General features: G+C 54.1%; 25 protein-coding genes and 1 tRNA gene. 21 read left to right on the top strand and 5 right to left on the bottom strand.

What is annotated here, in order from left to right; all coding sequences use genetic code 11:
* The first annotated feature begins 87 nt into the window (after window positions 1-87).
* From phnG to AAC636_RS09015, 15 genes are all read left to right on the top strand, one after another.
* Entirely contained in the window at window positions 88-540 is a 453-nt protein-coding gene (phnG, locus tag AAC636_RS09085; protein ID WP_340298692.1) for a phosphonate C-P lyase system protein PhnG, read from the top strand.
* Window positions 541-548: 8 nt separating this feature from the next.
* Window positions 549-1136 carry a phosphonate C-P lyase system protein PhnH gene (gene phnH / locus AAC636_RS09080; RefSeq protein ID WP_340301259.1) on the top strand — a complete coding sequence of 196 codons (588 nt, stop codon included), beginning with the start codon at window positions 549-551 and terminating at the stop codon, window positions 1134-1136.
* Window positions 1136-2236 (top strand): carbon-phosphorus lyase complex subunit PhnI, encoded by a 1101-nt coding sequence (locus AAC636_RS09075; protein WP_340301258.1) that lies wholly within the window; start codon window positions 1136-1138, stop codon window positions 2234-2236. Before phnH ends, AAC636_RS09075 begins: the two co-directional genes overlap by 1 nt.
* A complete protein-coding gene (locus AAC636_RS09070) occupies window positions 2233-3066 on the top strand; it encodes an alpha-D-ribose 1-methylphosphonate 5-phosphate C-P-lyase PhnJ (protein WP_340255007.1) in 834 nt (277 codons plus the stop codon). Before AAC636_RS09075 ends, AAC636_RS09070 begins: the two co-directional genes overlap by 4 nt.
* Window positions 3063-3833 carry a phosphonate C-P lyase system protein PhnK gene (gene phnK / locus AAC636_RS09065; protein ID WP_340260054.1) on the top strand — a complete coding sequence of 257 codons (771 nt, stop codon included), beginning with the start codon at window positions 3063-3065 and terminating at the stop codon, window positions 3831-3833. Before AAC636_RS09070 ends, phnK begins: the two co-directional genes overlap by 4 nt.
* 9 nt (window positions 3834-3842) lie before the next feature.
* Window positions 3843-4526 (top strand): phosphonate C-P lyase system protein PhnL, encoded by a 684-nt coding sequence (gene phnL / locus AAC636_RS09060; protein WP_340301570.1) that lies wholly within the window; start codon window positions 3843-3845, stop codon window positions 4524-4526.
* Window positions 4523-5059 (top strand): phosphonate metabolism protein/1,5-bisphosphokinase (PRPP-forming) PhnN, encoded by a 537-nt coding sequence (gene phnN / locus AAC636_RS09055; RefSeq protein WP_340298696.1) that lies wholly within the window; start codon window positions 4523-4525, stop codon window positions 5057-5059. The genes phnL and phnN overlap by 4 nt, the downstream gene beginning before the upstream one ends.
* A gap of 7 nt (window positions 5060-5066) precedes the next feature.
* Entirely contained in the window at window positions 5067-6209 is a 1143-nt protein-coding gene (locus AAC636_RS09050; RefSeq protein ID WP_340301257.1) for an alpha-D-ribose 1-methylphosphonate 5-triphosphate diphosphatase, read from the top strand.
* 92 nt (window positions 6210-6301) lie between these two features.
* Entirely contained in the window at window positions 6302-7132 is an 831-nt protein-coding gene (gene phnC / locus AAC636_RS09045) for a phosphonate ABC transporter ATP-binding protein (protein WP_340260057.1), read from the top strand.
* A 52-nt stretch (window positions 7133-7184) separates the two neighbouring features.
* Window positions 7185-8084 (top strand): phosphonate ABC transporter substrate-binding protein, encoded by a 900-nt coding sequence (phnD, locus tag AAC636_RS09040; RefSeq protein ID WP_340255022.1) that lies wholly within the window; start codon window positions 7185-7187, stop codon window positions 8082-8084.
* Window positions 8085-8160: 76 nt separating this feature from the next.
* Complete coding sequence (gene phnE, locus AAC636_RS09035; RefSeq protein WP_340298699.1) at window positions 8161-9036, top strand: phosphonate ABC transporter, permease protein PhnE; 876 nt, start codon at window positions 8161-8163, stop codon at window positions 9034-9036.
* Window positions 9037-9043: 7 nt separating this feature from the next.
* Window positions 9044-10378 (top strand): phosphonate ABC transporter, permease protein PhnE, encoded by a 1335-nt coding sequence (phnE, locus tag AAC636_RS09030; protein ID WP_445322569.1) that lies wholly within the window; start codon window positions 9044-9046, stop codon window positions 10376-10378.
* Window positions 10379-10387: 9 nt separating this feature from the next.
* A complete protein-coding gene (locus AAC636_RS09025; protein ID WP_340255031.1) occupies window positions 10388-11023 on the top strand; it encodes a chloramphenicol acetyltransferase in 636 nt (211 codons plus the stop codon).
* Window positions 11024-11119: 96 nt separating this feature from the next.
* A complete protein-coding gene (locus AAC636_RS09020) occupies window positions 11120-12946 on the top strand; it encodes an ABC transporter transmembrane domain-containing protein (RefSeq protein WP_340260061.1) in 1827 nt (608 codons plus the stop codon).
* Window positions 12947-13062: 116 nt separating this feature from the next.
* Window positions 13063-14952, top strand: a complete 1890-nt coding sequence (locus AAC636_RS09015) for an acyl-CoA synthetase (RefSeq protein WP_340301255.1) — start codon at window positions 13063-13065, stop codon at window positions 14950-14952.
* A 56-nt stretch (window positions 14953-15008) separates the two neighbouring features.
* On the opposite strand, the gene AAC636_RS09010 is transcribed toward AAC636_RS09015, so the two are convergent.
* The 4 genes from AAC636_RS09010 to AAC636_RS08995 form a co-directional block, all read right to left on the bottom strand.
* On the bottom strand, window positions 15009-15896 hold the full coding sequence (locus AAC636_RS09010) for an amidohydrolase family protein (protein WP_340301254.1): 888 nt from the start codon (window positions 15894-15896) through the stop codon (window positions 15009-15011).
* 52 nt (window positions 15897-15948) lie between these two features.
* On the bottom strand, window positions 15949-16944 hold the full coding sequence (locus AAC636_RS09005) for a 4-hydroxythreonine-4-phosphate dehydrogenase PdxA (protein ID WP_340301253.1): 996 nt from the start codon (window positions 16942-16944) through the stop codon (window positions 15949-15951).
* Between the two features lie 121 nt (window positions 16945-17065).
* Complete coding sequence (locus AAC636_RS09000; protein WP_340301252.1) at window positions 17066-17842, bottom strand: enoyl-CoA hydratase; 777 nt, start codon at window positions 17840-17842, stop codon at window positions 17066-17068.
* Window positions 17839-19041 carry a CaiB/BaiF CoA transferase family protein gene (locus AAC636_RS08995; RefSeq protein ID WP_340301251.1) on the bottom strand — a complete coding sequence of 401 codons (1203 nt, stop codon included), beginning with the start codon at window positions 19039-19041 and terminating at the stop codon, window positions 17839-17841. The genes AAC636_RS09000 and AAC636_RS08995 overlap by 4 nt, the downstream gene beginning before the upstream one ends.
* A gap of 182 nt (window positions 19042-19223) precedes the next feature.
* Between AAC636_RS08995 and AAC636_RS08990 the strand changes: the two genes are divergently transcribed.
* Complete coding sequence (locus tag AAC636_RS08990; RefSeq protein ID WP_340301250.1) at window positions 19224-20117, top strand: NAD(P)-dependent oxidoreductase; 894 nt, start codon at window positions 19224-19226, stop codon at window positions 20115-20117.
* Window positions 20118-20266: 149 nt separating this feature from the next.
* Here AAC636_RS08990 and AAC636_RS08985 read toward each other — a convergent pair.
* Window positions 20267-20341: transfer RNA gene (locus tag AAC636_RS08985), tRNA-Thr, on the bottom strand.
* A gap of 176 nt (window positions 20342-20517) precedes the next feature.
* Here AAC636_RS08985 and AAC636_RS08980 point away from each other — a divergent pair.
* From AAC636_RS08980 to AAC636_RS08960, 5 genes are all read left to right on the top strand, one after another.
* The gene (locus AAC636_RS08980; protein WP_340301249.1) at window positions 20518-20691 is read left to right on the top strand and encodes a hypothetical protein; all 174 of its coding nucleotides are present in this window, start codon (window positions 20518-20520) and stop codon (window positions 20689-20691) included.
* A gap of 33 nt (window positions 20692-20724) precedes the next feature.
* On the top strand, window positions 20725-21996 hold the full coding sequence (gene murA, locus AAC636_RS08975; RefSeq protein WP_340301248.1) for a UDP-N-acetylglucosamine 1-carboxyvinyltransferase: 1272 nt from the start codon (window positions 20725-20727) through the stop codon (window positions 21994-21996).
* Complete coding sequence (locus AAC636_RS08970; RefSeq protein ID WP_340301247.1) at window positions 21989-22450, top strand: DUF2948 family protein; 462 nt, start codon at window positions 21989-21991, stop codon at window positions 22448-22450. Before murA ends, AAC636_RS08970 begins: the two co-directional genes overlap by 8 nt.
* Before the next feature lie 65 nt (window positions 22451-22515).
* A complete protein-coding gene (gene hisD / locus AAC636_RS08965) occupies window positions 22516-23829 on the top strand; it encodes a histidinol dehydrogenase (protein ID WP_340301246.1) in 1314 nt (437 codons plus the stop codon).
* On the top strand, window positions 23826-24308 hold the full coding sequence (locus tag AAC636_RS08960; protein WP_340298711.1) for a UPF0262 family protein: 483 nt from the start codon (window positions 23826-23828) through the stop codon (window positions 24306-24308). The genes hisD and AAC636_RS08960 overlap by 4 nt, the downstream gene beginning before the upstream one ends.
* The last annotated feature ends 2 nt before the right edge of the window (window positions 24309-24310 follow it).

Here is a 24310-nt window from a genome sequence, read left to right as displayed (position 1 = left end):
CAAAATTTCATCAAAAGCCGCTTGTGAGGGGGCAGGGTTGAGCGTAAAGTTTGTCTAGTTGTATATTTTATCGGATAACTTCGCAAGATGTCGAATTTAGGCGAACACATCGAACGGCAAGCATGGCTGTCCACCATGGCACAGGCCTCCGCAGATCGCTTGATCGCGCTGTGTCAATCCGCAGGCGTTGAGGTGCCGCATAGCGTTTTGCGTGCGCCTGAAATTGGCACGGTCATGGTGCGTGGGCGCGCAGGCGCGGTGGGCGCTGCGTTTAATCTCGGTGAAATGACTGTCACCCGCGCCTCGGTGCGCCTCACCGAGAGCGGTGCGGTCGGGCATGGATATGTGCAGGGCCGCAGTCATGAGGCCGCAACCTATGCCGCGCTTGTCGATGCGCTGTGTCAGACAGATCAAGGGTCGGCTTTGATCGCCTCCGTGATCACCCCTTTGCGCGCGGAAAAAGCAGCGCGTGAGGGCGCGCGGGCGGTGCGCGCGGCGGGCACAAAGGTTGAATTTTTCACCATGGTTCGGGGGGAATGAGTATGGCAATGTCTGAGCCAAATGTGACCGATGCAATGGGAGGCGGATTCGCCAATCCCCCGCGCGATGCGGCAATTGCCTTTCGCGCGGCCTTGGATGTGATGGCCCGTCCTGGAGTGATCCGCGAGATTTCAGGTGGGCATCCGCCGCTGCCCTTATCCCCTGCGGCGGGCAGTTTGCTGCTGGTTCTTTGTGATCCTGAAACACGGGTTTACCTTTCCCCGTCTTGCGACACAGACGCCATTCGCGCATGGCTGCGCTTTCATACGGGCGCGCCTTTGGTTGCTGCGGATGAGGCAGATTTCGCCATTGGCCCATGGGATGAGCTTTGCGTTGATCTCGGGAAAATGCGTCAAGGTGTGCAAGATTACCCTGACCGCTCTGTCACATTGATCGTTGAGATGGATCATCTCGCGGCGGAGGGGGTGCGCTTGACTGGGCCAGGCATTCAGGCGGAGGCCGATCTCAATCTGCCCGAGACTGCGGCTTTTGTCGCCAATGCGCGCCGCTTCCCGCTTGGTTTTGATACGTTCTTCACGTCAGGCAGCCAAATAGCGGCCCTGCCGCGATCCACCCGTATTGAGGGGGCTTCCTAATGTATGTTGCGGTAAAGGGGGGCGAGCGGGCGATTGACGCCGCCCATGAATGGCTGGCCGATGAGCGGCGCGGCGCAACCGATGTGGCGGAACTGAGCATCTCGCAAATTCGCGAACAGCTTAGCTTGGCTGTCAATCGGGTCATGGCCGAAGGTTCGCTATACGATCCTGATTTGGCAGCTCTGGCGATCAAGCAGGCGCGCGGCGATATGATTGAGGCGATTTTTCTGATCCGCGCCTATCGCACCACCTTGTCCCGTTTTGGGGTTAGCGCCCCGATTGATACTGGCGCGATGCGCTGTGATCGGCGCATTTCGGCCACCTTTAAGGATCTGCCAGGCGGGCAGATCTTGGGGCCAACCTTTGACTATACCCACCGTCTGTTGGATTTCGCGTTGATGGCAGATGGGGCGGTCTCGTCCGAGGATGAGGGGGGCGCCCCAGTGGATGCCGCACCTTTGCCGCATGTCACCGAATTTCTGGATCGCGAGGGTCTATTGCAGCCCGAGCCTGAGGATAACACGCCCCCGCGTGATCTGACGCGCGAGCCCTTGGATTTCCCTGCGGATCGTCCGCTGAAACTTCAGGCCTTGGCGCGTGGCGATGAGGGGTTTGTTCTCTCCATGGCTTATTCCACGCAACGGGGCTATGCGCGCAACCACCCGTTCGTGGGCGAATTGCGGATCGGGCGCGTGGCTGTGTCGATGGATATTCCCGAATTGGGCTTTGCCATTGATCTGGGCGAGATCACGGTCAGCGAATGTGAAACCGTGAACCAATTCACAGGCAGCAAGACCGAGCCGCCGCAATTCACCCGCGGTTACGGTTTGGTCTTTGGGCAATCCGAACGCAAAGCGATTTCCATGGCCCTCGTGGATCGCGCCTTGCGATGGGAGGAATTGGGTGAGGATAATGTGGGTGCGCCCGCGCAAGACGCAGAGTTTGTCCTGTCCCATTCCGATAATGTGCAAGCAACTGGGTTTCTCGAACATATCAAATTGCCCCATTATGTGGATTTCCAATCTGAATTGGAGCTGATCCGCCGCCTGCGCGCCGAGGCGATGATGGCATCTACAGGCCCACGGGAGGCTGCAGAATGAGCTATAATTTTGCCTATCTCGATGAACAGACCAAGCGGATGATCCGCCGCGCTATTCTGAAGGGGGTGGCCATTCCAGGCTATCAGGTGCCCTTCGCAAGTCGCGAAATGCCAATGCCCTATGGGTGGGGCACGGGCGGCGTGCAGGTTTCTGCCGCCTGCTTGACCCCCGATGATGTGTTCAAAGTCATCGACCAAGGCGCGGATGACACGACCAATGCCGTTTCAATCCGCCGCTTTTTCGAGAAAACCGCAGGCGTGGCCGTGACCGAGAAAACCACGGAGGCCACTGTCATCCAAACGCGCCACCGCATCCCTGAAACGCCGCTCAGTGCGGATCAGATTTTGGTCTATCAAGTGCCAATCCCCGAGCCGCTGCGTTTCCTAGAGCCGCGTGAAACCGAAACGCGCAAGATGCATGGGCTTGAGGAATATGGCCTGATGCATGTCAAGCTCTACGAGGACATTGCGCGCCATGGCGAGATTGCGACCGCCTATGCCTATCCCGTGAAGGTGGAAGAGCGCTATGTGATGGATCCGTCTCCAATCCCGAAATTCGACAATCCCAAATTGGAAAGCCCTGCCTTGCAATTGTTTGGGGCGGGACGTGAGCAAAGGATTTATGCCCTGCCACCCTATACCAAGGTCGTGAGTCTCGATTTTGAAGATTACCCCTTTGATCCGTCAAAAGCGGCACATCCTTGTGCGCTATGTGGGGCTGAAGACAGTTATTTAGATGAGGTGATCGTGGATGATGCGGGCGGGCGGATGTTTGTCTGTTCCGACACAGATTACTGCGCCAGCCGCCGCGAGACAGGAGAGGCCGCATGACCCCGCTTTTGCAAGTGCGCAATATTGAGAAACGATACGGCACGCGGATTGGCTGTGCAGATGTCTCGTTTGATCTTTATCCAGGCGAAGTCTTGGGGATTGTGGGCGAGTCTGGGTCAGGTAAGTCTACGCTGCTCAATTGCCTAGCGGGGCATCTGAGCCCTGATCAGGGGGAAGTGATTTTTGACACCCGTGCCGATGGCCCCCGTGATGTCCGTCAGATGCCTGAGGCCGAGCGGCGGATGCTGTCGCGCACCGATTGGGCCTTTGTGCATCAAAATCCGCGTGATGGATTGCGGATGCGGGTATCCGCAGGCGGTAATGTCGGCGAGCGGTTGATGGCGGTCGGCGCGCGTCATTATGGCGATATTCGCCAGACCGCAGGTGACTGGCTGAGCAAGGTTGAAATCGACACCGCCCGTATGGATGATCGCCCTTCGGCCTTTTCGGGTGGGATGCAGCAGCGCCTGCAAATCGCGCGCAATTTGGTGACGGGCCCGCGCCTTGTTTTCATGGACGAACCCACGGGCGGCTTGGACGTTAGCGTGCAGGCACGGCTGTTGGATTTGCTGCGCGGTCTTGTCCGCCGTATGGGATTGTCGGCCATTATCGTCACCCATGATTTGGCGGTCGTGCGTCTTTTGGCAGATCGGCTGATGGTGATGAAATCGGGCCATGTTGTGGAAACAGGTTTGACCGATCAGGTCTTGGATGATCCGCAACATGCCTATACGCAGCTTTTGGTATCTTCGGTTTTGCAGGTGTGAGGGATGACGATGATCACAGTCACAGATTTGGGGAAATCTTTTACCCTGCACAATCAAAACAGCGCGGTGATCCCCGTGCTAGAGGGCGCGAATTTTTCCGTGGCGGCGGGCGAATGTGTCGCCCTGACAGGGGAAAGCGGGGCAGGGAAATCCACTGTCATGCGCATCCTTTACGGAAATTATCTGGCGCAAGCGGGGCGTGTGGTGGTGAACGGGTTGGACATCACCACCGCCACCCCGCGCGAGATTTTGACCCTACGGCGCGAGGTTTTAGGGTATGTCAGCCAGTTCTTGCGCGTGGTGCCGCGCGTGCCCACCCTAGAGGTTGTGGCAGAACCGCTCTTGTCTCTTGGTGTGGCTGAGGACGAAGCGCAGGCGCGGGCCGCAGATTTGCTGACGCGGTTGCGCATCCCCGAACGGCTTTGGCCGTTATCGCCCACGACATTCTCGGGCGGTGAACAGCAACGCGTCAACATCGCGCGCGGATTTGCACATCGCTATCCTATTTTGCTGTTGGATGAGCCAACCGCCAGCCTTGATGCCCAGAACCGCGAGACGGTGCTATCGCTGATCGAAGAGGCGAAGGCAGAAGGGGCTGCGATAGTTGGAATTTTCCATGACCTTGAAGCGCGCGAGCGGGTGGCGGATCGCGCCATTGATGTCAGCGTCTTTACCCCAAGGAAGATCGCATGAAGACAGGCCGCATCATTGCGGTTGTTGGCCCCTCGGGGGTGGGCAAAGACAGCGTGATGGCAGGGCTGATGGCCCGCCATCCAGATTTGCGCGCGGCCAAACGCGTGATCACCCGCCCCAGTGATGCGGGGGGTGAGGCCTTTGATGGGGTCAGCGCAGATGAATTTGCGCGTCTCAACGGGCAGGGGGCCTTTGCCTTGTCATGGCAGGCGCACGGCCTCTCTTATGGTATTCCCGCTGAGGTGGCCGATTGGATTGCCGCAGGTCATGATGTCCTTGCAAACCTGTCTCGCAATGTGTTGAGCGAGGCTGCGTTGCGATTTGCGCATGTAGTGGTTCTGTCCATCACCGCAAGTCCTGCGGTTTTGGCCACGCGTCTTGCCGCGCGCGGGCGCGAGGATGCACAGGATATCGCCGCGCGTCTGGCGCGACAGGTTCCTTTGCCCGAAGGCCTGAATATCGTGGAAATTGACAATAGCGGCACGATAGAGGTCGCCATCGCCGCCGCTGAGGCAGGCTTATTCAAAGGATAGACCAATCATGAGCAGCGAAGTGATTTTCGGCAATGCGCAGATCGTTACTGTGGATCGGGTCTTTGCAGGCAGTGTGATTGTGCAAGATGGGGTCATTGCGGATATCCGCGAAGGCGGCACCTTGCCGCGTGGCGCGATTGATTGCGAGGGCGATTATCTGACGCCCGGTCTGGTTGAATTGCACACTGACAATCTTGAGCGGCACATGCAGCCGCGCCCGTCAGTTGATTGGCCCCATGATGCGGCCATTATCGCCCATGATGCCGAACTGGCAGGGGCAGGGATCACGACAGTTTTCGATGCCATGCGCATTGGGTCGATTAATTCGGGCAAAACCCGTTACGAACGCTATGCCCGTCCTTTGGCCAGCGAGATGTTGGCCCTGCGCAATCAAGGGATGCTGAAGATCAGCCATTTTCTACACTTGCGCGCCGAAATCTGTTCCGAAACCTTGGCGGAAGAATTGGCCGAATTTGGCCCAGCAGACCGCGTAGGTTTGGTGAGCCTGATGGATCACACACCAGGGCAACGGCAATTCCGTGATCTGTCCAAGCTCAAAGCCTATGTGATGGGCAAGAACAATCTCAGCGAGGATGAATGGTTAGACCATATCGCACAGCTGACAGATATGCGTGCGCGATTTGGGGATATGCACGAACAGGCCGCAGTGGATCACGCCCGCCGCTATGGCGCGCTTTTGGCAAGCCATGATGATACCACCGCGGATCATGTCGCGAAATCGGCAGGCTACGGGATCAAATTGGCCGAATTCCCGACCACGCGCGAGGCGGCCGAGGCCTGCCATAGGCATGGCATCGCGGTTATGATGGGCGCGCCCAATTTGATCCGTGGCGGGTCACATTCGGGCAATGTTTCGGCTGCCGAACTGGCCGAAGCGGGCCTGTTGGATATCATCTCCTCCGATTATGTCCCTGCCGCGCTTTTGCTGTCGGCTTATCGCTTGGGGCAAATGTGGAATGATCTGCCGCGCGCCATGGCCACAGTGACGGCCAACCCTGCTAAGGCTGCGGGTTTGCAGGATCGTGGCTGCATCGAACAAGGCTTGCGCGGTGACGTTTTGCGCCTGTCTGTTGCGGGCGGCACACCGCGTTTGCGCGGGGTTTGGTCGCGCGGCCTGCGCGTTGCCTGACCGATGATATTTTTACGAAACGGTAACAATTCGGTCACATAACTGAATCACTGCACGGCGATATGGCCCTCAAGATTTTGGAAGGGGGCCTTATGCTCGAAGTGCGCAACGTAACCCGGGTTTTTGGCAGCAAGATTGCCGTTGACCGCGTTAGCTTTTCTATCGACCGACCTGCCTTTGTCGGGATCATTGGCCGCTCTGGGGCGGGCAAGTCCACCTTTCTTCGGATGATGAACCGCCTGACCGATGCCACGGATGGCGAAATTCTGGTTGATGGCACCAATGTGCTTGCCTATCGCGGCGCGGAGGCGCGCGCATGGCAAAGCCGCTGCGCCATGATCTTTCAGCAGTTTAATCTTGTGCCACGCCTCGATGTTGTGTCGAATGTATTGCATGGGAAATTGAACCACGCTTCGACCTTGGCCACGATGTTTAATCTTTGGTCAAAGGCCGATATTTCCCGCGCGATTGATATTCTTGATCGTCTGGGCATTGCCGAACAAGCACCCAAACGGGCTGAGGCGTTGTCCGGTGGTCAACAGCAACGGGTCGCCATCGCTCGCGCCTTGATGCAAGATCCCCAGATCATTCTGGCCGATGAGCCAATCGCCAGCCTTGATCCCATGAATGCCCAAATCGTGATGGATACGCTCAAGCGGATCAACACAGAAGACGGGCGCATGGTAATTGCGAACCTGCACACATTGGATACGGCGCGCCAATATTGTGACCGCGTGATCGGAATGCGGGACGGGCGCATCGTGTTCGATGGCACTCCTGCGCAACTGACCACGGGTGTCGCGCGCGACATCTATGGCGCGGATGAAACATTCAACGAATTCGCTACCTCTACCAAGATTTCGGGTGCTGAGGCGGTGGCGGAAAAGCGGGTCAAACATCCCGCGATACAAGGCCTGATGTAGGGCCAAAACCCCAGTCCATCTGTTCGGACATCTCATCTCACGGAGACTTCTCATGAAGAAACTGGCAACTCTCCTCGCAGTGACAACAGCCCTTGCTGGGCCTGCGGCGGCGCAAGAAATCACAGAATTCAATATCGGCCTTTTGGGCGGTGAAAACGCGCAAGACCGTTTGGCAAATAACGAATGCTTCCGCGCCTATGTTGAAGAGGCCCTTGGCGTTCCAACCCGTTTGTTCACCCCTGCAGATTACAACGGCGTGATCCAAGGCTTGCTTGGCGGCACGCTTGATTTCGCATGGTTGGGCGCGTCTTCCTATGCCGCGACCTATATCGCAGATGAAAACGCGGTCGAGCCTGTCTTGGTTAAGACCAATTTGGATGGCTCTTTCTCGTATCATTCCATCGGCTTTGCCCGCGTTGACAGCGGCATTGCCGATTTGGCCAATCTTGAAGGCAAAACCTTTGGCTTTGGTGATCCAAACTCGACCTCTGGTTTCTTGATCCCTTCGGTTGAGATCCCACAGTTGGGTTACTCGATGGAGCCAGGCGATTTCTTTGGTGATGTTGTATTCACAGGCGGTCACGAGCAGACAATCATCGCCGTAAACAATGGCGATATTGATGCAGGCGTGACTTGGGCCGATGGTTTGGGCAACTGGGAAGACGGCTACAACTCGGGCGCATTGCGCCGCGCGGTTGATGCAGGTCTGGTTGATATGAACGACTTGGTTGAAATCTGGCGCTCTAAGCCAATTCCAGAAGGCCCTGTCGTTCTGCGTCAATCGCTGCCTGACGATGTAAAGGCGACTGTAACCGAACTTTTGGCCAATCTGCACGAAACAGATGAGGCCTGCGCTTATGGCGTGGCGGCAGGTGAAACCGCAGGTTTCGCACCCATCAGCCACGAAGCCTATGAGACCATCATCGCTGTGCGTTTGGCACAAGGTAACTAAGCCCTTGTTGCACACTGGTGCATGACATTGGGGGGTGCGCAGATTTGCGCGCCCCCATCTTCAAGAAAGGTTGACCATGACCGATATCACCTCATCCCAGATCGATCGGGAAAGACGTGAAACAGTGCGCGAAGATTATCTGCAGATGACGCAGCGCCGCCGTCTCTATTCAGGTCTGCTCATTTTGATCTTTGCGGTGATGTTGATCTCTGGCTTCTCTATTGCAGAAGATCGCAATGCAGGTGGTTTCTTGGAAGGCCTACATCGCCTTTTTGATTTCCCTGCTGATCTGATTTCTGAGGCGATTGAAAAAGCAGCAAACCTGCCTGGCCATATGGTGGATGCACTGCCTGCTTTGATTGAGACGCTTAACATTGCGGCGGTCGCGACTTTGCTTGGCTGCGCGGGTGGGGTGGTGTTCTCGCTCTTGGGCACGCGCGGGCTGGCCTATTGGCCTCGTCTGATCCCGTTCTTTCGCCGTATCACCGACATCTTGCGCGCGATCCCTGAGGTTGTGGTGGCATTGGTGCTGATTTTCATCATGGGCGGTGGCCCTGTGCCTGCAATGATTGCCATCGCGCTGCATACGATGGGTGCCATGGGCAAATTGTTTTCTGAGGTGACTGAAAACACGGACATGAAACCTGTCGAAGGGTTGCAGTCTGTCGGTGCAAATTGGGGTCAACGGATTTGGTTGGGTGTCATCCCACAGGTTTTGCCCAATTACCTCAGCTATGGGTTGCTGCGCTTTGAGATCAATATCCGCGCGTCAGCCATCCTTGGTTTTGTGGGCGCGGGTGGCATTGGCTACGAGCTGAAAAACGCGCTGACGTTCGGGCAGGGCAAGTTCGATGAGGCCGCCGCCGTTTTCGTGATCCTGTTTTTGACCATTGTCGCGGTTGATCAGCTCTCAAGCAGCCTGCGCAATTATTTGACCAAGGGGACGTTCTGATATGGTCATGGCTACCCAAGATGTTGCGGCTTTGCGTGCCTCCGAAATCCGCCGCATTGGGCGCAAGAAACTATTTGGTTTTGCGATCCCAGCGGTGATCTTTGCCTATGCGGTCTATGTCTTTTTTGCCTTTGACATTCTGGGTTTGGCAGAACGGGCGCGGATGGATAACGCGGCGGTGTTGGTGTCGGATGCGGTCAGCTATAAAACCCATGTCACGCGCGATAATCGCTCAGGCGAGATCACGGTCGCCATTGAAGGTTCACGCCGTGCCACCTATGCGCCTGATCAAATCCCCGCTTGGGCCGAAGTGGCAAGCCACACAGCCGAAATCGAACTGCGCCATGGGCATCGCGTGACCTATGCTGGGCCGCTGATCACCTATCACCATCCTGAATTTGGCGACATTGTCATTGATACCGCAAATGGGGTTGATTTGCGCCTATCCGCCGAGGCGGTTCCTGATTTCATCAATGCCTCTGGCAATCGCGTCTCGATTGCGACCGAAGGGGGGCGGCTGTCTGTCACCCGCAATCGCACCGAAACCATGCGCTATTTCGCGGGATGGGAGATGTTCTTTTTCGATCTGGCCAGCCCCTATTCAGGCATGAGCGCGGGCGAGGTTTTCGCGACCATCACCCGCGGCGCGCAAATTGACCCCGCGCATTCCAATTTTGGTCTGATGCTGTCGAATGTCTGGAACAATTCAATCTGGCGGCATGGGGATGTTTTTTGGGCTTTGGGGGAAACGATCCTGATGGCCTTTCTGGGCACATTTGGCGCGGCAATGATTGCGCTGCCTTTGGCGTTTTTTGCGGCAACAAATTTCGCTCCGTCCAAAGCGGTGCGGTTTGTCATCCGCCGCCTGTTTGATTTTGTGCGTGGCTTGGATGCGCTGATCTTTACCATCATCCTATCGCGGGCCTTTGGGCCAGGGCCGATGACAGGGGCCTTGGCTATTTTGCTGACAGATACGGGCAGCTTTGGCAAACTGTTTTCCGAGGCCCTTGAAAATGTCGATGAAAAGCAGATTGAGGGGCTGGCATCGACAGGCGCGAATGCAGTGCAGCGCAATCGTTTCGGCGTCTTGCCGCAGGTCATGCCCATTTTGCTCAGTCAGGTGTTGTATTTCTTTGAATCGAACACGCGCTCGGCCACGATTGTGGGCGCGATTGTGGGCGGGGGCATCGGTCTATTGCTGACCCAAGCCATCCAGACCACGGCAGATTGGGAAAAGGTCACTTATTATATAACCTTGATCGTGCTGATGGTGGTTGCAATGGATGCGGTTTCTGGTCGTATACGGGCGCGCCTGATCAAAGGCGATGGCTCAGGCAAGTGATAGGCCAACATGAGTGACGCAAAAAAACTGACAGCCGATACGCCCCTGATCCATCAAGGCTGCGAAATCGCCAATTCTACCTTCGGGGCTTATTGCGAGGTGGGGGCGTTCTCGCGCGTTCTGAACTCGGCTTTCGGGGACTACGCCTATTGTGACCGTATGGCCGATATTGCCAATGCCGATATCGGCAAATTTTCGAACATTGCCGCGATGACACGGATCGGGCCAACCGATCACCCGATGCGCAATGCGGCGCAACATCATTTCCTCTATCGCTCTGAGCTCTATTTCGATGACGCGTCAGACGATGCTGCATTTTTTGCCGCGCGTGCGGCGCGCCGTCTTAGCCTTGGGGCCGATTGTTGGATCGGTCATGGTGCGATTATCAAACCCGAAATCCGCGTGGGCATCGGCGCGATTGTTGCCGCAGGCGCTGTGGTGACCAAGGATGTGCCAGATTTTATGATTGTGGCAGGCACGCCCGCAAAGCCCTTGCGCATGCGCTTTGCCGATGAGGTCGCGCAAGATCTCATGGATTTGGCGTGGTGGGACTGGGATCATGCCCGTCTGCGCCGCGCATTGCCTGATTTCCGCGCAATGCCTGCGGCGGAATTTGTTGCCAAATATCGCGGGCCGCGTCCCTGATTTCATTTCTGCGCGCATTAAGTCGCGCCACGCGGGGCTTGTTTGATGAGCCGTGCCGCTTTATCCCACTTTCACAGATTGAGGATAAACGCGACCATGACCACCCAAACCGATGCCGCTAAGGCAGCACCGCCTGCAAAGGCCGCCAATGCCACGGAGGAGCGTGCGCGCTCCAAAAAGATTGGATCGCTGCGTGCGCTTGTGCCCTTTCTCGTGCCGTATCGTGTCTGGATCATCGGGGCGGGTTTGGCGCTTGTGACCACGGCGCTTGTGGCGCTGATTATGCCCTTGGCCGTGCGCCGTGTCGTAGATGGGTTTGAGACAAACACCGCCGCCCTCTTGGACAGCTATTTTCTTGCTGCCTTGGGGATCGCGGGCCTTTTAGCCCTAGGCACGGGCGCGCGTTATTACCTTGTGACACGATTGGGTGAGCGTGTGATTGCCGATATTCGCAAGGCAGTGTTTTTCCGCATGATCTCGATGAGCCCAAGTTTTTATGAGAAGGTCATGACGGGTGAGGTGCTTAGCCGCATCACCACGGACACTACGCTTTTGCTCAGTGTGATTTCTTCTTCGGTGTCTGTAGCCCTTCGCAATGCGCTGATTTTAATGGGCGGCTTGGTGATGATGGTTGTCACATCGCCCAAGCTGACGGGGATGGTTTTGTTGCTTGTGCCTGCGATTATCGTCCCGATTGTGGTTTTGGGGCGCAAGCTGCGCGTGTTGTCGCGTGAAAACCAAGATTGGATTGCGCAAAGTTCTGGCGCAGCATCTGAGGCGCTTTTGGCCGCTCAAACTGTGCAGGCCTTTACTCATGAGCGAGCCTCTTCCAATGATTTTTCCAACGTTACAGAGGCCAGTTTCAACAGTGCCAAGCGCCGCATTTCAACCCGTGCCTTTATGACAGTGATTGTGATCTTCCTAGTTTTTGCGGGGATTGTGGGGGTACTTTGGGTGGGAGCGCGGGATGTTCGCGCAGACGCAATGAGCATCGGCGCGCTGATCCAGTTTTTGATCTATGCAATTATGGTCGCAGGCGCGGTGGGTGCGCTGTCTGAGATTTGGGGCGAATTGCAGCGCGCCGCTGGTGCGACCGAGCGGTTGGTAGAACTTGTCTACGCTGAGGACGCAGTCACCGACCCCGTCCGCCCTGTGTCCCTGGCACATGCGGGCAAGGGCGATATCGTGTTTGACGGCGTGGGTTTTGCCTATCCGACCCGCTCAGAAACTGCGGCGCTCAAAGATGTGAGCTTCACCATTAAATCGGGTGAGACAGTGGCGCTTGTCGGGCCATCAGGCGCAGGTAAATCCACGATCTTCCAATTGCTGCAACGCTTCTATGATCCGCAAAAAGGCAAGATCACCCTTGATGGGGTCAATCTGCGCGATATGCGCCGTGAGGGGTTCCGCGCGGCTATGGCGCTGGTGCCGCAAGACCCTGTGATTTTCGCGGCCTCTGCGCGTGACAATATTCGCTTTGGCCGTCCTGACGCCACCGATGCTGAGGTCGAGGCCGCCGCCCGCGCCGCCGCCGCGCATGAGTTCCTTGCGGCTTTGCCCGAAGGCTATGACAGCTATGTGGGCGAGCGGGGGATTATGCTGTCTGGGGGGCAGAAACAGCGTATTGCCATCGCCCGCGCCATTTTGCGCGATGCGCCGATCCTGCTGTTAGACGAAGCGACCAGTGCGCTTGACGCTGAAAGTGAGCGATTGGTGCAGCGCGCGGTCGCAGATCTCAGTGCCGAGCGCACGACCTTGATTGTTGCGCATCGACTGGCAACTGTGAAAAAGGCCGACCGCATTTTGGTCTTTGATGCGGGGCAGATTGTTGCCGAAGGCAGCCATGATGCGCTTGTCGCGGAAGGCGGACTTTATGCACGTCTGGCACGGTTGCAATTCACCGATGGAATCGCTGCTGAATAATCACAGCGTGCTTGCGAAAACGCGCTTTTCTCTTCATTCTCACGCAAAGCCTGCCGTGCGACCGCGTGCATCGTGACCGCAGGACCATTTGGGAGAATGATGGGGGAGGCAAGGCCATGCTGCCTTTTGCGAATAATCAAGATGTGCGCAAAATTGAGACAGATCACCCGTGGCCTGCGGCCGCGCCTGCGCAAAGCATTTATGAATTGCTGACTGACGTTGCAGCGCGCTATCCCGCGCGCCCGGCGGTTACCTTTCAACTGTTTTCAGATCCTGACGCAAAAGCAGAGACATTGGATTGGCAAAGCCTCAGGGCGGAGGTGACCCAACTGGCCAATCTGTTTGCACGGCTTGGCATTGGCCCAGAGGATGCGGTTGCCTTTGTGCTGCCCAATAGCACCGAAACAGTCTTGACCCTTCTGGCGGGTATGGTTGCGGGCGTTGTGGTGCCCATAAACCCGCTGCTTGAGCCTGATCAAATCGCAAGCATCTTGCGCGAAACGAAAGCGCGGCTTGTGGTCACTTTGGCGCCATTTCCCAAGACGGATCTTGCACAAAAGACCGCCGCCGCCGTGGCCATGGCCCCCGAAGTTGAAACTGTATTGGAAGTTGATCTTCTGCGCTATCTGACGGGGATCAAGCGGGTGATCGCGCCCTTGCTGCGGCCCAAGGTAAAGGTCACGCATCAGGCCTGCGTGTTGTCGTTGCGCGCGGAAATGGCGGGCGAGACGGCTGATCTGTTGCGCCACCCAGATCAGGGGAGAGATCGTATCGCTGCCTGTTTTCATACAGGCGGCACAACCGGCATGCCCAAAGTGGCGCAGCACAGCTATTCGGGCATCATCTATAATGGTTGGGTAGGTCACAGTCTGTTGTTTACAGAAACCGATACGGTGCTCTGCCCGCTGCCGCTGTTTCATGTTTTTGCAAGCCATGTGATCTTAATGGGTGGTTTGTGTTCGGGAGCCCATACGGTCTTTCCGACCCCGCAAGGATATCGCGGCGCAGGGGTTTTCGATAATTTCTGGAAATTGGTCGAACGCTGGCAGGTCACATTCTTGATCACGGTGCCAACCGCGCTTGCGGTGTTGATGCAACGGCCTGTAGATGCAGATATCTCCTCTGTGAAAACCGCTTTTTCGGGATCAGCCCCCCTGCCATTGGAATTGTTTCGTCGGTTTGAGGGCGCAACGGGCGTCAGCCTTGTCGAAGGATATGGCCTGACCGAGGCTACTTGTCTTGTCTCCTGCAACCCAGTTGAAGGTGAGAAAAAGGTTGGGTCTGTTGGGATCCCCTTTCCGCATTGTAATGTGATCATCCTCAAAGATACGCCCGAAGGCCTCACAGAATGTGCCATTGATGAGATCGGCGAGATTTGCGTGGCAAGCCCCGGCGTGACGGAGCAGGGTATATACAAAGACGCTATAAAATCGGCGGCGCTAATGTATGAGGGTCAATATTTGCGCACTGGCGATTTGGGGCGGTTTGATGTGGACGGGTATCTCTGGATCACGGGCAGGGCGAAGGATTTGATTAATCGCGGTGGTCACAACATCGATCCTGCAATTATTGAGGAGGCTTTGGCCACTCATCCGTCAGTGGCAATGGCAGCGGCCATTGGCCAGCCTGATCCAATCGCTGGCGAACTGCCCTGCGCCTATGTGGAATTGGTTGAAGGGGCAGATGTGACCGTAGATGCCTTAATGGAACATGCCCGCATCCATGTTACCGAACGTGCTGCAGCGCCCAAATATGTCGAAATTTTACCTGAATTACCGAAAACTGCCGTAGGTAAAACCTTTAAGCCTGCTTTACGTAAACTCGCGATTGCTCGCGTATTAGACGCAAGCCTTGCCGAGGCGGGTTTTGCGGCCCGTGTTGTATCAGTGCGCGATGATATAAAATTTGGTCTAATTGTTTGTTTGAATAGTAATATTGATGAGGAGATAGCAAAGCTATCTCAGGTTATGGATAGGTTTTCATTGAAGTGGGAGTATCGACCTTAGCCTCAACTGATATCAGAATTATTGACCAAATGATTATAAATTTTGTATTTTAAAAATTACAGCATCTTGATCCCGTATACTTCCGATGCAGTGCCGCTAAACAATGACTGTCTCTCCTCGTTTGAATAGTCATTGGTAGCGGTGTCAAACCCTGAAAAAATAGTGTTGAAATCTCCGCACAAGCCGTCCACCGGGAAGTTTGATGCAAACATAGATCTGTCAGGCGAGAAAATATCAATTGCCCTTCTGATGATGTCGCGATTGTCAGCTAGGGACCAAGGCTTTCCTGGAACACCTAATCCTGAAATTTTGATAAATGTTTGGGGAATTTGCGCAAAATCTTTTAGCGCTTCGTACCACCCAGCCAAACCCTCGGCGGATCTATCAGAAGGAAGTCCAGTGTGATTGAGTATAATTGGCACTTCTGGAGCCATATCTGCCATCGATTTTACTTCACACAAGTGCCACCATGGGGTCTGTAAATCAAACATCAGGTTTGATTTTGCTAAGGCTTTGTAACCGGCTTTGAAATATGGGTCTGTCATACCGCCCGGCGGTCCTCCTGGAGATGCATTGAACCGTGGTTTATGGCGTACGGATTTGACAATTGATAGATTGGCTAAAGTAGAAAGAACCTCATCTAAATCGTTTTTGTCCAACCATGCTTGAGCGACATGCGCGGCTGGTTTTCCGGTACTATCTGCAACTTTTTGCATCCAAATTGCTTCGCCAGTTGGGTCCGCGGGATCCCATTCTCCCTCCATTGTTACATTCGCAACAATCTCCCAATCTGCTGATACTAAATCGTATTCTTCATGCATGAACCTTGTGCGGATACTGGAGTAATCACCATATCTAAACGGGATTAGGGGCTCGTCGCGGAGCCAAGGATGGTAATTTAAGTCTGGATCCCAAAAGTGATGATGAGCGTCGATGATTTTCATATTTCGCTCCCGATAAAGACAAATCAGCAGAAAGTTGGGTTATTGTAGATAATTAAATTACGGCATTAACGTCTCTTGTGCGCAGTAATAAACGAAAAGCTTGAAGCGTCGCGCTGACAGAGGCGACGCCTTGACCCGCAATATCAAAAGCAGTGCCGTGCGCAGGGGTGACGATTGGTATTGGTAAACCGCCTGCAACGGTTACTCCACGCTCAAACCCCATCAATTTCATCGCGATTTGCCCTTGGTCGTGATACATTGTAACCACAGCATCCACTTCGCGGTTCTGCGCTTTTAAAAACACAGTGTCAGAGGGCCAAGGCCCAGTGACTTTCATCTGACTTTGTTGGTAATTCTGAATTACTGGCCCAATTACATCAATCTCTTCGCGCCCAAATTTTCCGTTGTCTCCGGCATGGGGATTGAGTGCTGCAACCGCTATGTGAGGGTATTCAATTCCGAAGCGTTTGAGAGTTACAGCGGCTAAATCAATGGCTCGGCTGATTGATAACTCATTTATATTGCGGGCCACTTCGCCCAAGCTTATGTGGCTTGTGACCCTGGTGGTCATGATGTCGTCCAAGACATTTATTTCAGAGTGATGGCCAGAAAACCCTATATACTTGGCAATAAATTGATGCTCGTCCTGTTCTTCCATGCCTGCGAGTGTCAACGCTGCCTTATTAAAAGGTGCGAATAAAATACCATCGATAAGACCACTTTTAGCAAGATCTAAGGCGCTTTCCAGGTTGCGTAATGAAGATCTTCCGCTTGCTAAACAAATATTGGCCACTTCAATTTCTTCAGGTTCACAGCTCTGTAAATTGAGGTGTGCAACTCCTTCAAAACTGGAAATTTCTGAACGGGGTATTGTATTTAAATCTACATCTTTTCTGGCCTGCTTCGCGCCTTGTTTCCAAACATGAGCATCACCTACAAGAAGGATATTCGCCGCTTCTTTTACATCTGTTTCTTGCAATAATTTCGCGATAAGCTCAGGCCCAATACCGGATGGATCTCCTGGAATAATAGCAATTCTTGGTTTCATTGGATGCTTCACTTTCAAAAGTCCTCTATCATATCCGTAGAGTTTAAAGCCGTGTTGGAGAAATCATCGATCATGGACATTTGGGGGCTCGAAATAGATGACAGATATTACCTGCATTAGCTCATTCCCCAGTCCAATTAGGGCGTCTTTTCGCCTTAAAAGCTTGAACGCCTTCTTGAAAATCTGAACTCCCATAACAAAGCTCGATCAAGTCCTCGCCGCTAGGTAAATTTGCAGTCCTTAAACGTTGAAGTGCTTTTTTACTCGCCGTGATGGTGAGGGGTGCCATGGAGCATAGCTTTTCAATCAATTCATCGCTCGCAGTGTCCACCTCCTGGGGGGGGACTACGCGGGCTAGAAACCCAGTTCCGGCAAGCTCTTCGGCGGTCATTAGTTCTGCTAAAAACAACATTCGTTTTGAAGCGGGTTCGCCAATAAGACTGACCATATTGGCATAGTTGCGCATAGAGAGGCAGTTTCCCAGTGTTCTAGATATCGGAACACCAAACCGAGCGCCTGTAGCAGCCAGTCTCAAGTCGCATGATGCTGCAATATTTAGGCCACCACCAATCGCCAGGTCGTCAATCACTGCCAGAGTAGGTGCCGGAAGCGACACGAATTCATAGAGTATTCGGTCCATTTTTTTTTCATACTCAACGCCATGCTCACTGCGATTAAAATCGGAGAATTGATGTATGTCCGTACCTGCGACGAAGGCTTTACCACCCACACCACGTAAAACTATCGCTCTTAGCTTTGACATTGTTTGTAGACGAAGATTTATTTTTTCAAAGTCATTGTACATCTTCCAAGTCATCGAATTCATTGCTTCCGGTCGATCAAACCAAATTCTAGCAACAGATCCCTCGACTTGCATATGTACCGCACCGCTACTCACTCAAAAGCTCCTTCTGCGCGTAATTTGTTAGTATCCAATCCTAGTTCAATTGCTAGTTCATGAGTATGCTCCCCCAGTAGAGGCGGAGGTAAACGTACTTGTTGTGGGGTGTCTTGCAACTTTACTGGGAAGCCCAAAGATTTTATTGGCCCTTCAACCGGGTGATTGATTTCCAGAACCATGTTGCGTTGCAAAGTATGATCAGCACTTAAAACTTGCTCAAAGTCGTTAATTGGGCCTGCTGGAACACCGTAGTTTAAAAACTTTGCGACCCAAAACCCCACGTTTTGTTCGATGAAAATAGGTTTGAGTTCGGCTTCCAGTTGGCTGCGGTTAGCGACGCGATCCATGTTAGTCATAAAGCGCGGATCTTCTTTTATTTCTGGGCGGTTAATCACATCACAAAATAATTCCCATAATTTTTGGTTTGCAGCGCCCACAACAAACATACCATCGCTTGCCATGAATGCTTGGTAGGGTGCGCTCATACGATTTGCTGTACCGAGTGGCTGGGGCGACTTGCCTGTGGCCCAAAATTCGGTGGTCTCCCAGATCGATAGAGATAGTGCCGCCTCAAAAAGAGAAGCGTCAATATATTGACCCGTACCAGATTTTGTGCGGCCAATTACTGCGCTTAGAATGCCATAAACGCAGAATAAGCCTGCTCCCAAATCGCCAACAGAAACGCCAGACTTTACTGGTCCCATATCGGGGTGCCCCATGGCGCTCATAACGCCAGACATCGCTTGCGCCATAAGGTCAAAACCTGGACGCTGAGACCAAGGCCCAGTTTGTCCAAAACCAGATATGCTTGCATAAATCAGTTTAGGGTTAATTTCTTTGAGAGATTGATAATCTATGCCCAGCCTCTTTGTGACACCTGGTCGATAATTTTCAACCAGCACATCAGCTGTTTTAACGAGCTCCATGAACATGGTGATGCCTCCAGAGCTCTTTAGATTTAAGACGACTGATTTTTTATTCCGGTTCAGTGCAAAAAAACCGGGACTGTCATTTCCTTTCATCCGAAAGCCCATTGCCGCGCGGGTCTGATCTCCTTTTGGCGGCTCAACTTTTATAACATCTGCCCCCATATCCCCGAGCATCATGCAACAGAACGGTCCAGCCATCACCTGTGTCAGGTCAATTATTCTCAATCCTGTTAATGGTAAGTTTGATGTGCTTGTTTGGCTGGTCATATTTGTATCAGTTCTTTGATGTCGCAATTTGTTTGCAATATTAGAGATTGTAAATTGGATAGGTAGTATCTTCTTATCCTAAAGGTTAATCCAGTTTGGTTAAATTAAGCTATGATTAATCAAGCTCGTGTTAGCATTTCTAATGTCTGTAAGGTGTCATTTTTTACAAAACTGGAGCTATTATGAAAGACCGTTCGAAATTACCTCAAATTGGATTTGTCGGGCTTGGGATAATGGGCGCCCCAATGGTGAGGCGCCTTCTGTCGCGTGGCTTTACAGTGACTGTATGGAACTTAGAGCCGGAACGGGCTTTAGAGGTATTGCCGCATGGAGCAATTTGGGCAGACACTCCAGCAGAAGTGCGCGAGTGCAGTGATATCCTTGCAATGTGTGTTCTTAACACTGAAGCAGTTGAAAACTGTTGCTTTGGTCCTTTAGGCTTTGCCAAATCAGATGGTGGCGCCGACCTGATTATTGATTTTTCAACTGTGCCACGCGAAGACACTGTGCGAATTGCTGGTAGAATGGCTGAACACGGAGTTGCTTGGATTGACGCGCCCGTATCAGGAGGTCCTGATCCAGCAGAGACAGGAACTTTAACGGCGATGCTAGGCGGTGTGCAGGCCGATTTTGAAAGAGTAATTCCGATACTTGATGCTCTAACAAAGACCTCAACTTTATTGGGTCCATTGGGTGCTGGTCAAATTGCTAAAACTTTAAATCAGGCGATTGTTGGAACGAATTATGTACTGATGGCAGAGGTTTTGACATTGGCGCGATCTGCGCAGATTGATCCCAGGCTTTTACCAGAAGCATTATCGGGTGGAATGGCGGATTCTCAAATTTTGCAACGGATCTACAAGCAGATGGTTTCTGAAGATTTTGATCCCCCTAAAGCTTACGCGAGACAGTTAGCCAAAGACATGACCGCTCTTGCCGCCTTTATGAAGGCTATTATTGGCGGGCTACCGCTTATTGATAAATCTATAGAAATCTACACATCCTACGCGAATGACGGGAACGACTTTTCCGACTCTGCTGCTATCAGTGATTACTATTTAAAAAAATATACATAATATTAAATAATTATTAGTTATTGAATCACCTTGATCATCTGGTCATTCTGTCAATCGCGTACAACGTGTGTACTTTTGCAAGCTCAGAACCAATTGGATTACACACACCAACTTGGGCGTTTGTCGTATTAATGATCATATGATTTTGATGGTGCTGCAGGGGAGGATTGAACTCCCGACCTCTCCCTTACCAAGGGAGTGCTCTACCACTGAGCTACTGCAGCGCACGTGTGGCGCGTGGATTAGACGCAATCGCAGACCCATGCAAGACCAAAGCAAACGAAAATTCGCACCAGGGCCCAATTCCTTTTGATGGCTGCGGATGCGCATAGGCAATTTATGCCAATTTCGATTTGCATCGCGCTAGACGCGAATTGTCCGCTTCGCTATTAGAGGCTGCATGAAGCAACCATCAAACCCGCCGAAAAGATCGAATTCTGGTCAAAGAAGCGCACAAGACATTCGTACGGAGCGGTTGAAAGCAGCGCTTAAGGCCAATTTGGCCCGCCGCAAGGCGCAGGCCCGCAAAAGACGTGCGGAAGATGGCGAAAATGGCGCGGGCCCGTCATCTTGACGCGACCTGAGCAGAGCAAAAGAGGCAGCACCCGTGGACAGTATCATCGTTAAAGGAAATGGCCCGCTTTCGGGCGAGGTTCCCATCGCGGGCGCGAAGAACACCTGCCTAAAGCTGATGTGTGCGGCCCTCTTATCGGATGAACCTTTGACGCTGACCAATGTGCCGCGCCTGTCTGATGTGGCGACACTGGGCAGCTTGTTGGAAAGCTTGGGCTGCGAAGTGGCCCGTTTGGCCGATGGCCGCGCGATGATGATCTCGTCTGCCGATGTGACCAATCTGACTGCGCATTACGACATCGTGCGCAAGCTGCGCGCTTCTTTCAACGTGCTTGGGCCGTTAGTGGGCCGATTTGGTGAGGCGGTTGTTTCGCTTCCGGGCGGTTGTGCAATTGGTGCGCGCAAAGTGGATTTGCATTTGACCGCGCTTGAGGCTTTGGGGGCCACAATTGATCTGCGCGAAGGCTATGTTCACGCAACGGCAAAAAATGGCCTCAAAGGGGCTGAGATCAGCTTTCCCTTTGTTTCCGTGGGTGCCACGGAAAATGCGCTTTGCGCGGCGGTTTTGGCCAAAGGCACCACCGTTTTGCGCAATGCCGCGCGCGAGCCTGACACCGTGGCGCTGGCGCATTGTTTGCAAGGCATGGGCGCAGATATCGAAGGCGCAGGCACAGACACTATCGTTATTCGTGGCGTGGATCGTTTGCATGCGACAACGCATCGTGTCATCGCAGATCGTATTGAGTTGGGCACCTATATGATTGCCCCCGCGATTGCAGGCGGCAGCGTAGAATTGATTGGCGGCAGCCGTGCTATTGTGGCGGCCTTGGCCGATAAGTTGGAAGAGGCGGGGGTCGAGATTGTTGAAACCGATCGCGGCTTGAGCGTCAGCCACAAAACGGGCCGCGTGCGGGCCGTGGATGTGACCACCGCCCCATTCCCAGGGTTTCCAACCGATTTGCAGGCACAGATGATGGCGCTGATGTGCACCGCTGACGGGGTTGCCACTTTGGAAGAGACCATCTTTGAGAACCGCTTTATGCATGCGCCCGAATTGATCCGCATGGGGGCCAAAATTGATGTGCATGGTGGAACAGCCAAGGTGACCGGCGTTGTACAATTGCGCGGCGCGCCTGTGATGGCCACGGATTTGCGTGCCTCGGTCAGTTTGATCCTCGCGGGGCTTGCAGCCGAAGGGGAAACCCGTGTGAACCGCGTCTATCACCTTGATCGCGGGTATGAGCGGGTTGAAGAAAAACTCAGCGGCCTTGGCGCACAAATTGAACGGGTGGCAGACCATGGTTGACGCCCGATTTGAGGATGGTTTCGAAGCGCCTTTGGCGCTTGCCGCTGCAGATGCAGAGGATGTGAAAATCCTGTCTGCGCTTGCGCAAGATGCCGTCCTTACTGTGGCTGATATCAAATACACGCGCGCCAAACGTCAGGTGGTTCTGCTGCTCAATCGCTTTCGTTGGGAAAATGGGGCGCGCGTCAGCCCGCCTGAGCGGGTGCGCAGTTTGCTGATTGTGGATGATGTGCTGAGCATGGCCGCGCAAGGCATCAGCCCGCAGGCGCGCGATGTGGTTTTATCATTGCTTTCGGTCGAGTGGCAGGCGGGCGAAGATGGTATGGGGCGCCTCACCCTGACCTTTGCAGGCGATGGGGCCTTGGCGCTTGAGGTCGAGGCAATCAATCTTGCTCTGCGCGATGTGACCAGGCCCTATCAGGCCCCTTCAGGAAAAACCCCCTCGCACCCGTGACGCTTTCGCGTCTTGAGCGCGCGGCCAACACAAGGTAAGCCCCTCCTATTCTGACGGAGACGGGTATGCCTATTTTTCTGAACACGGATACGGCGGATTTTGAGGCGGCGTTTGAAGCGCTTCTCGGGATGAAGCGCGAGGATAGCCCTGATGTAGATGCGGTGGTTGCCGATATCATTGCGCAGGTGCGCCGTGATGGCGATGCAGCCTTGATTGCCTTTGGCGAGAAATTTGATCGTGTCCGTCTGACGCCCGAGCAGTTGATCTTTTCTGAGGCCGAGATTGATGCGGCCATTGCCACTGTGCCCGCCGCCGAGCGCACGGCACTCGAATTAGCCGCCACGCGCATACGCGCCTATCATGCCCGCCAACTGCCCCAAGATGCTGCGTGGCAGGACGAACTTGGTGCCAAACTTGGGTGGCGGTGGAGCCCTGTCTCACGCGCGGGTCTTTATGTGCCGGGCGGGCTGGCCAGTTATCCCTCATCCGTTTTGATGAATGCCATCCCCGCTGCCGTGGCAGGGGTTGGTCATTTGTCGATGGTGGTGCCCACGCCCGATGGCAAGGTAAACCCCCTTGTTCTCTTGGCGGCGCGTCTTGCGGGGGTGCATCGCATTTACCGCATGGGTGGTGCGCAGGCGATTGCAGCCTTGGCATATGGCACTGAAACCGTGCTGCCCGTGGATAAGATCACAGGGCCCGGCAATGCCTATGTCGCCGCCGCAAAACGGCGGGTCTTTGGCAAGGTCGGCATTGACATGATCGCAGGCCCGTCTGAGATTTTGGTGATCGCAGATCGTGACAATGACCCCGATTGGATCGCACTGGATCTTCTGTCGCAAGCGGAACATGACGAAAGCGCGCAATCCATTTTGATCACGGATGATGCAGAATTTGGCCGCGCTGTTGCCGGGGCTGTAGAGAAACGCCTCGAAACCCTAGAGCGGCGAGCCATCGCAGGGGCCAGTTGGCGTGATTTTGGCGCTATCATTGTTGCGCGTGATTTGGATGAAGCAGCCGCGCTCTCCAACCGCATTGCGCCTGAACATCTCGAGCTTTGCGTGGCTGAGGCCGAAACCTATGCCGATAAGATCACCCATGCCGGCGCTATTTTCGTGGGGGCGTGGACGCCCGAAGCGATTGGCGATTACATCGGGGGGCCAAACCATGTGCTGCCGACCGCGCGCTCTGCGCGGTTCTCTAGCGGGCTATCGGTGCTTGATTTCATGAAACGCTCCACCATGGCGCAAATGACACCCGCAGCATTGCGGGCCATTGGCCCTGCGGCTGCAACATTGGCGAAATCAGAAAGCCTTGAGGCGCATGGCCTATCCGTTTTGGCGCGGCTTGCGCGGATCAATCAGGGGGATGGTGAATGACAATGCACATTACCGATATTCAGATTGACACCTCGAATATGCCTGCACCAACCCCTGAGATCGAACAGGAACGGCGCGTAGCGATTTTTGATCTGCTCGAAGAAAACAGTTTTGTTTTGCCTGCGCGGGATGGGCGCACACCGCCCGATGGGCCCTATCATTTGGCTTTGGCCATTCGTGACAAACGTCTGGTTTTTTCTGTTGCCACCCAAGAGACGGAACTGGCCGCCGAATTCCACCTTTCACTCTCGCCATTTCGTCAGGTGGTCAAAGATTACTGGCAGATTTGTGAGAGCTATTATTCTGCCGTGAAAAAGCTACCTGCGGCCCAAATTGAGGCGATTGATATGGCGCGGCGCGGCATTCACAATGAGGGTGCGCGTGTTTTGCAAGAACGGCTTGAAGGCAAAGCCGAGATTGATACCGATACTGCGCGCCGCCTCTTTACCCTGATCTGCGTGCTGCATTTCGGGACTTGATC

Origin of the sequence: Roseobacter sp. HKCCD5988, assembly GCF_037830355.1 — a bacterium.
Taxonomy (GTDB): Bacteria; Pseudomonadota; Alphaproteobacteria; order Rhodobacterales; family Rhodobacteraceae; genus M30B80.
The sequence above is the reverse complement of the archived record's forward strand: the minus strand, read 5'-3'. Positions and strand labels throughout refer to the sequence as shown.

Bases quoted from the DNA above. Each gene is read 5' to 3' on its own strand.
- AAC636_RS09015 (WP_340301255.1), top strand. From the start codon at position 13,063: ATGCTGCCTTTTGCGAATAATCAAGATGTGCGCAAAATTGAGACAGAT.
- AAC636_RS09010 (WP_340301254.1), bottom strand. From the start codon at position 15,896: ATGAAAATCATCGACGCTCATCATCACTTTTGGGATCCAGACTTAAAT.
- AAC636_RS08980 (WP_340301249.1), top strand. From the start codon at position 20,518: ATGAAGCAACCATCAAACCCGCCGAAAAGATCGAATTCTGGTCAAAGA.
- AAC636_RS09070 (WP_340255007.1), top strand. From the start codon at position 2,233: ATGAGCTATAATTTTGCCTATCTCGATGAACAGACCAAGCGGATGATC.
- AAC636_RS09020 (WP_340260061.1), top strand. From the start codon at position 11,120: ATGACCACCCAAACCGATGCCGCTAAGGCAGCACCGCCTGCAAAGGCC.
- AAC636_RS09025 (WP_340255031.1), top strand. From the start codon at position 10,388: ATGAGTGACGCAAAAAAACTGACAGCCGATACGCCCCTGATCCATCAA.
- phnG (WP_340298692.1), top strand. From the start codon at position 88: ATGTCGAATTTAGGCGAACACATCGAACGGCAAGCATGGCTGTCCACC.
- phnD (WP_340255022.1), top strand. From the start codon at position 7,185: ATGAAGAAACTGGCAACTCTCCTCGCAGTGACAACAGCCCTTGCTGGG.
- AAC636_RS08995 (WP_340301251.1), bottom strand. From the start codon at position 19,041: ATGACCAGCCAAACAAGCACATCAAACTTACCATTAACAGGATTGAGA.
- hisD (WP_340301246.1), top strand. From the start codon at position 22,516: ATGCCTATTTTTCTGAACACGGATACGGCGGATTTTGAGGCGGCGTTT.
- phnK (WP_340260054.1), top strand. From the start codon at position 3,063: ATGACCCCGCTTTTGCAAGTGCGCAATATTGAGAAACGATACGGCACG.
- AAC636_RS08990 (WP_340301250.1), top strand. From the start codon at position 19,224: ATGAAAGACCGTTCGAAATTACCTCAAATTGGATTTGTCGGGCTTGGG.
- phnE (WP_445322569.1), top strand. From the start codon at position 9,044: ATGGCTACCCAAGATGTTGCGGCTTTGCGTGCCTCCGAAATCCGCCGC.
- AAC636_RS09005 (WP_340301253.1), bottom strand. From the start codon at position 16,944: ATGAAACCAAGAATTGCTATTATTCCAGGAGATCCATCCGGTATTGGG.
- AAC636_RS08960 (WP_340298711.1), top strand. From the start codon at position 23,826: ATGACAATGCACATTACCGATATTCAGATTGACACCTCGAATATGCCT.
- AAC636_RS08970 (WP_340301247.1), top strand. From the start codon at position 21,989: ATGGTTGACGCCCGATTTGAGGATGGTTTCGAAGCGCCTTTGGCGCTT.
- phnN (WP_340298696.1), top strand. From the start codon at position 4,523: ATGAAGACAGGCCGCATCATTGCGGTTGTTGGCCCCTCGGGGGTGGGC.
- AAC636_RS09050 (WP_340301257.1), top strand. From the start codon at position 5,067: ATGAGCAGCGAAGTGATTTTCGGCAATGCGCAGATCGTTACTGTGGAT.
- phnE (WP_340298699.1), top strand. From the start codon at position 8,161: ATGACCGATATCACCTCATCCCAGATCGATCGGGAAAGACGTGAAACA.
- AAC636_RS09075 (WP_340301258.1), top strand. From the start codon at position 1,136: ATGTATGTTGCGGTAAAGGGGGGCGAGCGGGCGATTGACGCCGCCCAT.
- phnH (WP_340301259.1), top strand. From the start codon at position 549: ATGTCTGAGCCAAATGTGACCGATGCAATGGGAGGCGGATTCGCCAAT.
- phnL (WP_340301570.1), top strand. From the start codon at position 3,843: ATGATCACAGTCACAGATTTGGGGAAATCTTTTACCCTGCACAATCAA.
- phnC (WP_340260057.1), top strand. From the start codon at position 6,302: ATGCTCGAAGTGCGCAACGTAACCCGGGTTTTTGGCAGCAAGATTGCC.